Genomic DNA, 10,985 nt, shown 5'->3' with positions numbered 1-10,985 from the left:
AACGTTTGAAACGGTAGCTGGGCATTGAAGCGGCCGGGCAAGCCTAATCACGGCTTTCTGGTGCTTCAAGGCATCGACTCTCCGCTGAAGAGGCAGAACGTCCCTGGCGGGCACTGCGTTCCCGACCTGGATGCACCGACAGTCGGTGGAGGCGTTTATTTCAGGGCAACGCCCCCTGGCTGCTCGTGGGCGGAGGCGGCAGGACGTTCGCCTCGCGCAGCCCTCGGTACAGGAGCGTCCCGGCGACGATGGCCACGGGCAGGAAGAAGGTGTTCAGGACGGGGACCCACAGGAGCAGGTAGACGCCCGCTCCCAGGCCCAGGCCCAGGGCCCGGCGCTGCCTGAGCATGCGCCTCACCTCGGCGAAAGGGTAGAGGTGACGTGTCATGGGGGCGGCCAGGTACTCGCCCGCCATCCAGGTCATGGTCCACAGGCCGCCGAGCACCGTCCACAACAGGCTCCCCACCCCGGGGATGAGGTGGAGCGGCAACAGGAGCGTCAGCCCGGCGAGCAGGAAGAACAGCCGCGCCAGCGTGTGTGCAAGCCCGGTGACGATGCCCCGCACGAAGCTGGCCAGGGTGAAGGGTGGACCGTCGCCTCCCCCACAGAGGGCCTCGGTGGCCTCCGACAGGGGGTCCTGGAGGGGGGCGAGCAGGAGCGGAGGCACGACGTTGGCCCCCACCACCCAGAGCACCAGGCAGGACAGGACGAGCACCGTGTACCAGGCCCCCCGGCCATACCAGGACTCCGGCTGGGTCCAGAAAGAGCCCAGGGCCCCCGGGGCATGGTGCCACAGGAGCCACGCCAGCCCCACCAGGGCCACCGCGGTGACGGCGGCGCACAGGGCGGACAGCACGAAGAGGCGCCGGGAGCGGAAGATGAGGCCAAAGGCCCGGCCAAGCAGGCCCAACCCTTGGAAGAAGTCGGCCAGGCGGGGCTGCGGGGAGATGGAAGGGATGGGGGATGGGGGGGACATGGTGGTGCCGGTGTGCAAATCGAAAGCGGCTCTGGAGTTACACGTTATATAGGGCGCGCTCATGTCCCTCGACCTCAAGCGCGCCAACTCCGAGCCGATCACCTCCGTCGACATGCTGGTGTCGGGTTTTCGGTCCGCCGAGAAGCCCCAGGGCCACCTTCGCCTCGGTTTGGAGCACGAAAAGCTGCTCTTTCCCGTGGGTTCCGACGCTCCCGTCCCGTACGAGGGGCCGTCCGGAGTCGGGGCCCTGTTGAACCGGCTGGCTCCCGACGGCTACGTCCCCTTCCGGGAGACGCCCGAGTCGCCGGTCATCGCCCTCCAGCGGGAGCGCGGCGAGGCCACCATCTCCCTGGAGCCGGGTGGACAGTTCGAGCTGTCCGGCAGCCCCTTCCACACGGCGCGCGAGGCCCACGCTGAGAACCTGGCCCACCTGAAGCAGGTGAAGGCGGCGGCGGGGGAGCTGGGGCTGCGGCTGGTGACGCTGGGTTATCGCCCCACGGGCACGACGGCGACGATGCCGTGGATGCCCAAGTCGCGCTACCTGGTGATGCGGCGCACCCTGCCGGAGCGGGGCCAGCTGGCGCTGAACATGATGTTGATGACGGCCACCGGACAGGTGTCGCTCGACTGGAAGGACGAGGCGGACTGTGTCCGGAAGACGGTGGTGGTGGCGCGGCTGTCGCCGGTGATGAACGCGCTGTACGCCAACAGTCCCCTGGTGGACGGCAAGCCCTCCGGCTACCTGTCCTTCCGCAACCGCGTCTGGGACGAGGTGGACCCGACGCGCTGTGGGTACCTGCCCGCGTTCTTCGACGGCTCCTTCTCGTACCGCGCCTATGTCGAGTGGGCGATGAACGCGCCGCTGCTCTTCCTGCGCCGCGAGGGCCAGTACCTGCACCCGAAGCTCACCTTCCGACAGTTGCTCGAGCAGGGCTTCGAGGGACAGCCTCCGGACCTGGCGGACTGGACGGATCACCTCTCCACGCTCTTCCCCGAGGTGCGCCTCAAGAAGGTCCTCGAGGTGCGTGGCGCGGACTGTGGGACTGCGGGGATGACGGGCGCGCTGGGCGCGCTGTGGCGCGGCATCCTCTATGACGCCACGGCGTTGGACGAGGCGGAGAAGCTGCTGCCCCAGCTGACGTACACCGAGCACCTGGCCTTCCACGACACCGCGCGCCGCGAGGGCCTGGCGGGGAAGCTGGGCACGCGCGAGCTGTACCGGCTGGCGGAGGAGATGGTGGGCATTGCCCGTCGGGGCCTGCTGCGCCTGGACGCGGCGGATGCTCCGCTGCTGGATCCGCTGGCGGAGGTGGCCGCGTCCAAGCGCTCCCCCGCGGCGGTGCTGCTCGAGGCGTGGGAGAAGGACCCACGCCCCGAGACGGTGCTCTCGTTGGCGAGCGTGTAAGGCGGGGCGGCTAGAAGCGGCCGCCCACCGTGAGGTTCGCGTTGAAGAGGCTGCCCTTCGCCGCGCTGGTGGTGCCTGGACGGTCGACGACGTCCTCGCCGCCCAGCAGGCGATAGGTGGCCCGGGCCCCCGCGAAGAGGGTGCTGCCGAAGCGATAGTCCACGCCCGCGGCGAGCGGAATCTCCGTCATCCAGTCGTTCTGGTAGACGTCGTCCGCGCCGTCGGAGGGGTCCAGGTAGCTCAAGCCGAAGCCCGCGCCGACGAAGGGCCTCCACTTCTGGTCGATGAGCGGCCCCGCCTTGGCCAGGATTCCGAAGTTGTTGCGCCACAGGCCCGCGTCTTCATCGTCGATTCGACGTGAATCGATGGGAAGGCGCTGAAGCTCGTAGCCGACCTCGAGCCCCACGTACTTCCATGCCTGGGCGTCGGCGTTGATGCCGAAGGTTGCTCCCACGCCCACATCTTCGCCCAAATCGCCCGTGAAGCTGCCGAGGCCTAGTCGCACGTCCAGGCCGACTTCAGGCTCCTGTCGGACGCCCAGCTTGCGGGCGACATTCTGCGCTCCCACGGCCGCCACGGCTGGAGTCGCCAGTGCAAAGGCCACCACGGCAACACCTCCCACCATCCATCGACGCATCGCATACCTCCTCGAAGTCCGGGTCAGCGCAAAGCTGGGCATCCGTTGAGTCGGTTACAGAGAGAGACCACTGGAGGGGCGGTGGTCCGCAAGGTCCGCGAGGGGCCTGACGGAGGGGCGCTCAGCGGCGACCGAAGAGCTTCTTCAGGCCCTTCAGCAGTCCACCGGGGCGTGCCTCGGGCTCGCCAATCAGCGGCGAGCGGGCAACGAGCGCCTCGCGCCCCGCGTCGTCCAGGTCCTCGAGGGAGAGGGAGACAGGCTGGCGACGGACGCCGGGCAGCGTGGCTTCCAGCGAGAGGGCCGCGTCGGCGGTGAGCGCGAAGTGCAGCTCGACCTCGCCCGCGCGCTCCACGTTCAGCGACAGCCGACCCAGGTACTCGTTCTCCGCGGCGAGCGGCGAGGGGCCCTGGAAGAGGGCGAGCTCCACCGGGCCGGACGCGACGGGGATGACGAGCGTCTTGCCGGCGGGCAGCCGTGTCGTGCGCTCGAGCACCCGGCGCAGGGTGCCACCTCGCTCGGCGACACCGATGGGCGCGGAGAGGACTTCGGAGACGGAGGCGGCGGGCTTGCCGCCCTCGGCCAGGAGGATTCCGTGGCCGAGCAGCGCGGCACCCAGGGCCACGGCGCCTCGGGCGTCGACGTCGTCGCGCACGGGCACGCCCAGGCTCTCCTCGAGCCGGCGGCGGACCAGGGGCATGCGTCCCTGCCCGCCCACGAGCAGCACGGCGTCGAGTCCCTGGGGCGAGAGGGCGTTGGAGTCGAGCACCTCGCGCACAACGGAGGTGACGCGCTGGGCGAGGTCCGCGGTGAGGGCCTCCATGCGCTCGCGGGTCAGTGGCGGCACGGTGCCCGAGGACAGCGGCACCTCCACCTGCTCGCGCTCGGAGAGGGCCACCTTGGCGGTCTCGGCGGCGGTGCGCAGGAGGCCCCAGTCGAGCGGGTGCTCGGGGCGGGGGATGCCCTGGGTGGCGAGGTCGCTGGCGAGGGCTTCCGCGATGCGGGCGTCGAAGTCCAGGCCGCCCACCATCGGGTCGCCGCCGGTGGTGATGACCTCCAGGTCATCGCCGGTGACTTGCACCACGCATACGCCGAGCCCTCCGCCGCCCAGGTCCACGACGAGCACGCGCTTGCGAGCCATGCCGCGTCCGTGGCCGTGGGCGAGGGCCGCCGCGGCGGGAGCGGTGAGGATGCGCTGCGCGTCGAGCCCCGCGAGGGTGGCCGCGTCACGGAGGGCCGCGCGCTGGCGGTCCGTGAAGTGGGTGGGGGCGCAGATGACGGCGCGAGTGGCCTTGCGTCCGACGAAGGTGGTGGCGGCGTGCTTCAGCTCGCGCAGGAGCAGGGCCGTGAAGAGGGTGGGGGCGACGAGCCGGCCACCGAGCTCCACGCAGGCATCTCCGCTCGGGTCGGCGGCGACGGGGAAGGGGAGCTGCGGGGCCAGGGCGCGGAGTCTGGGAGAGCGAGCGCGAAGGCCGAGCAGGCGCATGAGACCAGGCGCGGCACGACGGGGAGCGCGCATGGCCTCGATTTGCGCGGAGGGGCCGACGAGCAGTTCGTCACTGCCGTCCACCGCGACGAGCGCGGGTAGCTCGTTGCCGTCCGTTCCCGGGAGTGGAACGAGTCGAGCGACGCCTTCGTGGAAGACAGCGACCCGCGCGTGCGAGGTGCCCAGGTCGATGCCGAGCACCACCTCCGGAATGGCGGGAGAGGTGGAGGGCGCGGAGACAGGGACATCGAGGAGCGCACGGCGGCGATTGCGCGCGGTGTCGACGTCCTGGGGGGCGGGTGCTTCGGTGGGCTCGGTGCGCGCCTCGGTGATGGGGCGCGGAGACGTGGTGGGGGTGGGCTCCGTGCGCGCAGGGGAGGGTGTGGTGGCCCCTGGTGCCTGGGCGGTGGCTTCGGCCGAACCCGTGTTGCTGGCTTGAAAGGCCAGCGTCGTGGGTGCTTGCTCGGCTGGGGTAGCAGGCTGAGTAACGGAGGCCGGTGCTTCCGTTGCGGCGGTGGACTCGCTGGAGGTGGCGCGTGCCTCGGTGGCGCTGAGCGCGGTGGGCTCCGCCGGGCTTTGCTCGGCGAGCGCCGTGGGTGCACCTGTCGCCGTCGCGGCGGTGGACTCGCTGGAGTTGGTGCGCGCCTCGGTGTCGCTGAGGGCGGTGGGCTCCGTCGGGCTTTGCTCGGCGGGCGCCGTGGGTGCACCTGTCGCCGTCGCGGCGGTGGACTCGCTGGAGGTGGCGCGCACCTCGGTGTCGCTGAGGGCGGTGGGCTCCGTCGGGCTTTGCTCGGCGAGCGCCGTGGGTGCACCTGTCGCCGTCGCGGAGGTGGGCTCACTGGCGTCGCTTCGTGTCTCGGACGAGCCAGGGGCAGTGGGCTCCGTGGAGACCTGCGCGGTTATTGGACCCGAGGTTGCTGTCCCTGTCGCCGTTGCATCCGTGTCGGTGTTGGACCCGGGTGTTTCGTTCGCAGACGGGGCGTCTGATGGCTCAGTTCGAGCAGGGGACGCCGTGTCCGTGGACGCCAGGAGCCCTGTATTGGCGAGTGGCTCCGTCGGGGCCGAGGTCTCTTGCGCTGCCGCGGATGCCGCGTTCTCGGTGCGAGGCAGTGCCGCTGCCGTGGACTCCACATCGGTGCCGGCGTTGGCCTCGATATGCGCCGTGTCGACTGAAGAGGCGTTGGTGGTCGTCGACTCGATACGCGCCAGCGGGTCCGTGTCGGTGGCGAAGGTGGACTCGCCACTCGCCGCGAGTGACTGGGTCGAGGCCGCTTCCGTGGCGGTTGTTTCAGTGCCGATGGAGCTTGTCTTGATGCCCCACGGGTCTGTGTCGCTCGTGGACTCGATGGGCGACGAGGACGCGTGAACACCCGTCGTGGAAATCGACTCAACGCGAGACGATGGTTCGTCCGCGCGAATCGGTGCTTCCGAGGTGTTCGCTGGCTCGGCGCGTTCTTCGTCGATGCCCCGCGGGCTGAAAGACGAAGCCTCGTCCTCGGCCCCTGGAGTCAGGCCGGTGGACGCATCGCGAAGGGTGGGGGTGGCCACCTCGGCGGGATTGGCCTCCCACGCTGGGGTCTCCGGTGTCCCGAACCAAGGCACCTCGGAAGACGTGTCCTCGGTGGTGTCCGAGCTTCCCTCACCAGAGAGGTGCGGGGAGGCTTCGGTGGTGACAGTCGCGGAGGTCTCCGCTTCGAGGCTCGAGACCGCTGCACCCGCGTCAGTCGACGAGGACTCGAAGGTCGAGGCCTGTTCCTCGGTGGTTGCATCCGAGGTCGCGTCCCGCGTGAGGGCGTCGTGCTCCTGGACGAAAGCGTCAGTCGCAGTGTCCGCGCCGGACTCCGGTGCACTCACCGCGCTCGCCGATGACTCCGATGAAGGGAGGAGGTCGCGGGTGGACCTCGCTACCCCTGTATCCGGGAAGCTCTCCGCCGTCGCCTGTGAGGACTGCTCCGTCGAGACGGTGCCGGTGCTCGGCGCACTCCCGGACGAGGGCTCGTCCTCATCGGAGTCAAACAAGCTCGCGGTGATGTCGAAGTCGAGTTCGCGCTCCTCGTCAGCGGCGAGCGCGCTGTCAGCAGGGGGGGCGGATGCGGTGGCCTCGGCACTCTCCGCCCTCGCGGGCGACGTCGGCTCAAGCGCGTTCCCGAATCCCGAGGACTCATCGGCGACCGCCGCACTCGCGTTGAGCGCCGCCTCGTCTGACAACGCACCGTCGTCAGGGTGTGCCGCTGGCGGTTCCGCTTCGGCAGACAGGCCAGGACCGGTGTCCTCGACGTGCCGCGCGTCTACGGCGCTGTGCTGGCTCGGGGCCGTGCGGGGCGTCTCGCCTTCATCGCTCGAGGGAGCGAAGTGGCCGCTTGGAGGTGTCCCCGTGGTGTCGTCGCTATCGGAGGGAAAGAGCCCACCTTGCGCGGAGTCGTCGCTCTCGGGCGCGAAGGAGGACGCCTCCGAGGACGCGGAGCTTTCGGCCGCGAAGTGGCCACGTTGTTCTGTCTCCGTGGCACCAGCAGGACTTTCGGCCTCGGCCGCGAAGCGGTCGTCCTGGGACTCCGCCGGAACCTGCGCGGGCGGCTCGGGTGGCTCAGGCGCGCGTGGCGCAACCGGCTTGGGTGCCTGCGTCTTGCGAACCAGTCCGGGGACTGTCTGCTGTGGCTCGGGCGCGGCACGACGCGCGACCACGCGGTCGACGAGCGCCTTGCTCGCGGCGTCCAGCTTCACGAAGCGCACCGTCATCCCAGAGCGCCCGACGCCCGCGTCCACCTGCGCCTTCACCACCACGCCCTCGCCGCGCAGCAACCGGCTGCCGTCCGCGAGGACGAACTCGAACGCCAGCCCCGTGCCCTCGGGCTTCAGCGCGCGCGTGGCGACGAACACGCCTCCGCGCGCCACGTTCGAGCCGTACTTGTCGATGAACTCCTCCTCCGTGCTGTACGGGAGGCGGATGCGCAGCGGAAGCAGCTTGGACACAAGCCCGCTCATCGCAGGGGGATCCGCACCTCTCCCCCCGTCCCTTGCATGACCAGGTGCAGGGCACCTTCCCGCAGGGCCGGCGGGGGGAGCTCGAACAGGAGCACTACGTCGGCGCGCTCTTCAGGGGCCCAGGTCCGGCGCAGGGGACGCGTGCCGGCGAGCACCTGTGCGTCCCTCGCCACCGCGAACGACGCGCCTTGCGCGTCCACCACCGTGGCCGACTCCAGGTCCAGCGTCACGGGCGCGGGGCCCACGTTCTGCGTGACGAACTGCACCCGGAGGAACAGCTCCTCCGTCGTCACGCTCATCTTCCCCGAGCCCTTCGCCGAGTGAGAGGACTCCAGCCCGGTCAGCTTCACCGCCACCGTGTCCACATGCACCGTGTTGTTGCCTTCGGGCACGCCCAACTGCCGGGGCGCGGCCTCTTCCAGTCCCGCGGCGAGTCCCGCGAGCTGGGCGTTCGGTGCGCCCCGGGTGGCCTCGGGGCCCTGCGCCGGGCGGCCCCCCTGGTTCACCCGGTCCACTTCCTGCCGCAGCTTCTGGAGCGTGCGCTCATCCGCCGTGCCCAGGGACGAGGGCGCGGGCTCCTCCTTCGTGCAGCCCCCGGTGAGGAGGGCCGCAGCCAGGAGGCACGCCACCGGCGCCAGGGCGAAGGGAGAGCGAGCGCTCACGCGTTGCCCGCTCCCTTCACCAGCTCGTACAGCTTCTCCAGCGCCACGGGCAGCTTCGACGCGTCGGGGCCGCCGGCCTGTGCCATGTCGGCCTTGCCGCCGCCCTTGCCGCCGACTTCCTTGGCCATCTCGCGCACGAGGTCACCCGCGCTCAGGCCCTTGGCCACCACGTCCTTCGTCAGCGCGACGAGGATGATGGCGCGGCCGTCCTTCTCGCCGCCGATGGCGATGATGCCGGAGCTCATGCGGTCGCGAAGCTGGTCCGCCATGCCTCGGAACACCTTGTCGTCCGCCGGGTCCACCCGCGTGGCGAGCACCTTCATGCCGTTGACGTCGCGCGCCTGCTCCAGCAGGTCCTTGCTGCCAGCCGTCTGCGCCTTCACGGACACTTCCTCGACCTTGCGCTCCAGCTCCTTCACGCGCTTCTGCGCCGCTTCCACGCGCTTGGCGACGTCCTTGGGGGACGTCTTCAAGAGCTCGGCCGCCTTGCGCAGCTCGTGCTCCTGCTCCCGCACGTGCTGGAGCGCGCCCACGCCCGTGAGCGCGATGATGCGGCGCACGCCGGACGCCACGCCGCTCTCGCTGGAGAGCTTGAACAGTCCGATGTCGCCGCTGCGCCGCACGTGCGTGCCGCCGCACAGCTCGGTGGACTCCGGGTGCACGGTGACGACGCGCACCGTCTCGCCGTACTTCTCGCCGAACATGGCCACCGCGCCGGACTTCTTCGCGTCCTCGAGCGCCATGACGCGCGTCTCGGCCGCGGCGTTGTCGCGAATCCAGCCGTTGACCAGGTCCTCGACCTTCTCCGCCTGCTCGGACGTGACGGGCCCGAAGTGCGAGAAGTCGAAGCGCAGGAGGTCCGGCGCCACGACGGAGCCCGCCTGCTTCACGTGCTCGCCCAGCACCAGCTTGAGCGCCTTGTGCAGCAGGTGCGTCGCGGAGTGGTTCGCGCGGATGGCCTTGCGGCGCTCCACGTCCACCGCGGTCTGCACCATGTCGCCGACCTTGAACGTCCCCTCGGTGACTTCCACGGAGTGGACGATGAGGCCTGGCACCGGGCGCTGCGCGTCCTTCACCTGCGCCACTGCCTTGCCGCCGTGGCCGATGATGTTGCCGCTGTCGCCGAGCTGACCGCCGGACTCGCCGTAGAAGGGCGTCCGGTCCAGCACCAGCTCCACCTTGTCACCCTTCGACGCCTGGATGACCTCCACGCCGTCGCGAATCATCGCGCGGACGCTGCCCTCGCCCTCGTGCCCCTCGCCCTCGTAGCCGAGGAACTCCGTGGTCCCGAGCTTCTCCACGAGCTTGAGGTAGACGTCGCCGACGGCCTTGTCCTTGTTGAGCTCGCCGCCCTTGCCGCGGTCGGCCTCCTTCACCAGCTCCGCCTCGAAGCCAGGGATGTCCGCGTCGAGCCCGTGCTCACGGAGGATGATCTGCGTCAAATCCCACGGGAAGCCGTAGGTGCCGTGGAGCAGGAAGACGTCCGCGCCGGACATCAGCGTCTCGCCCGCCTTCTTCATCCGGGCGACGCTCTCTTCAATCATCTTCATGCCGCGGCTGAGAGTGCGCCGGAAGCTCTCCTCCTCGTGCTCGGAGACCTTGAGCAGGAAGGGCCGGCTCTCGCGCAGCTCCGGGTACGCGTCACCCATCACCTCGATGACGCGGTCGACGACCTTGAAGAAGAAGAGCTGGTCCAGCCCCAGCAGCGTGCCGTGGCGAATCGCGCGGCGCATGATGCGGCGCAGGACGTAGCCCCGGCCCTCGTTGGAGGGCTGCACGCCGTCCGCGATGAGGAACGCCGCCGCGCGGCCGTGGTCCGCGATGACGCGGTGGGAGGCGCCCGTCTCCTGCGAGTAGGGCTTTCCGGAGACCTCGACGACCTTCGCGATGATGTTCTGGAACAGGTCCGTGTCGTAGTTGGAGCGCTTGCCCTGCACGACGGAGGCGATGCGCTCCAGGCCCGCGCCCGTGTCGATGGACGGCTTGGGCAGCGGAATCAGCGGCGCGTCCTTCTCCTTGCGCTCGAACTGCATGAACACGAGGTTCCAGATTTCGAGCCACCGGTCGCAGTCACACGCGACGCTCTGACACTGACGGCCCGCCGCCTCCTCGACACAGGGGATGTCGTCACCCTGGTGATAGTGGATTTCGGAGCAGGGACCGCACGGGCCCGTCTCGCCCATGGACCAGAAGTTGTCCTTCTTGCCGAGCTTGAAGATGCGGTCGCGAGACACGCCCTGCTTCGCCCACAGCTCGAAGGCCTCCTCGTCCCAGGGGATGCCGTCCTCGCCGTTGAACACGGTGATGGACAGCCGCGCCTTGTCGAGCCCGAGCGTCTTCGTCACGAACTCCCAGCCGTACGCAATCGCGTCCGCCTTGAAGTAGTCGCCGAAGGAGAAGTTGCCGAGCATCTCGAAGAACGTGTGGTGCCGGGCCGTGTAGCCCACGTTGTCGAGGTCGTTGTGCTTGCCACCGGCGCGCACGCACTTCTGCGACGTGGTGGCGCGCTGGTAGTCGCGCCGCTCGCGGCCGGTGAAGACATCCTTGAACTGGACCATGCCCGCGTTGGTGAACAGCAGGGTCGGGTCGTTCGCCGGCACCAGTGAGGAGGAGGGGACGCGGCGGTGTCCACGCTCCTCGAAGAACTTGAGGAACGCCTCGCGAATCTCGGAGGCGGTCAGGGCGGAAGGCATGGTGTGGGTATATGCCACAAGAGGAGGCCGCGCAGGAGTTCTTGGAGGTTGCATAGGGGGGCGGACGGCCCGGGAGGGGAAACTCCGACAGCCCGCGTATGCCTGGACGGCAGGAGGGGTGGGGGGCGGCGAACACGCCACCCGTGC

6 protein-coding genes are annotated in these 10,985 nt (G+C 69.9%); 1 reads left to right on the top strand and 5 read right to left on the bottom strand.

The window, feature by feature from the left end; translation table 11 throughout:
* Positions 1-160: 160 nt before the first annotated feature.
* Complete coding sequence (locus ACN469_RS27785) at positions 161-976, bottom strand: EI24 domain-containing protein (protein ID WP_498772503.1); 816 nt, start codon at positions 974-976, stop codon at positions 161-163.
* A gap of 61 nt (positions 977-1,037) precedes the next feature.
* Between ACN469_RS27785 and ACN469_RS27780 the strand changes: the two genes are divergently transcribed.
* Positions 1,038-2,381 (top strand): glutamate--cysteine ligase, encoded by a 1,344-nt coding sequence (locus ACN469_RS27780; RefSeq protein WP_498772501.1) that lies wholly within the window; start codon positions 1,038-1,040, stop codon positions 2,379-2,381.
* A gap of 10 nt (positions 2,382-2,391) precedes the next feature.
* Here ACN469_RS27780 and ACN469_RS27775 read toward each other — a convergent pair whose 3' ends face one another.
* From ACN469_RS27775 to alaS, 4 genes are all read right to left on the bottom strand, one after another.
* Positions 2,392-3,018 carry an outer membrane beta-barrel protein gene (locus ACN469_RS27775; protein ID WP_498772499.1) on the bottom strand — a complete coding sequence of 209 codons (627 nt, stop codon included), beginning with the start codon at positions 3,016-3,018 and terminating at the stop codon, positions 2,392-2,394.
* 121 nt (positions 3,019-3,139) lie between these two features.
* Positions 3,140-7,471 carry a TIGR02266 family protein gene (locus tag ACN469_RS27770; protein WP_498772497.1) on the bottom strand — a complete coding sequence of 1,444 codons (4,332 nt, stop codon included), beginning with the start codon at positions 7,469-7,471 and terminating at the stop codon, positions 3,140-3,142.
* Between the two features lie 8 nt (positions 7,472-7,479).
* Positions 7,480-8,145, bottom strand: coding sequence for a hypothetical protein (locus ACN469_RS27765; protein WP_498772495.1), 666 nt, complete (start codon positions 8,143-8,145; stop codon positions 7,480-7,482).
* Positions 8,142-10,838 (bottom strand): alanine--tRNA ligase, encoded by a 2,697-nt coding sequence (gene alaS / locus ACN469_RS27760; RefSeq protein ID WP_498772493.1) that lies wholly within the window; start codon positions 10,836-10,838, stop codon positions 8,142-8,144. Before alaS ends, ACN469_RS27765 begins: the two co-directional genes overlap by 4 nt.
* Between the last annotated feature and the right edge of the window lie 147 nt (positions 10,839-10,985).

Source organism: Corallococcus terminator, assembly GCF_049194865.1.
Lineage (GTDB): Bacteria > Myxococcota > Myxococcia > Myxococcales > Myxococcaceae > Myxococcus > Myxococcus terminator_A.
This window is presented reverse-complemented; position numbering and strand designations above follow the sequence as displayed.

Bases quoted from the DNA above. Each gene is read 5' to 3' on its own strand.
- ACN469_RS27780 (WP_498772501.1), top strand. From the start codon at position 1,038: ATGTCCCTCGACCTCAAGCGCGCCAACTCCGAGCCGATCACCTCCGTC.
- alaS (WP_498772493.1), bottom strand. From the start codon at position 10,838: ATGCCTTCCGCCCTGACCGCCTCCGAGATTCGCGAGGCGTTCCTCAAG.
- ACN469_RS27775 (WP_498772499.1), bottom strand. From the start codon at position 3,018: ATGCGTCGATGGATGGTGGGAGGTGTTGCCGTGGTGGCCTTTGCACTG.
- ACN469_RS27785 (WP_498772503.1), bottom strand. From the start codon at position 976: ATGTCCCCCCCATCCCCCATCCCTTCCATCTCCCCGCAGCCCCGCCTG.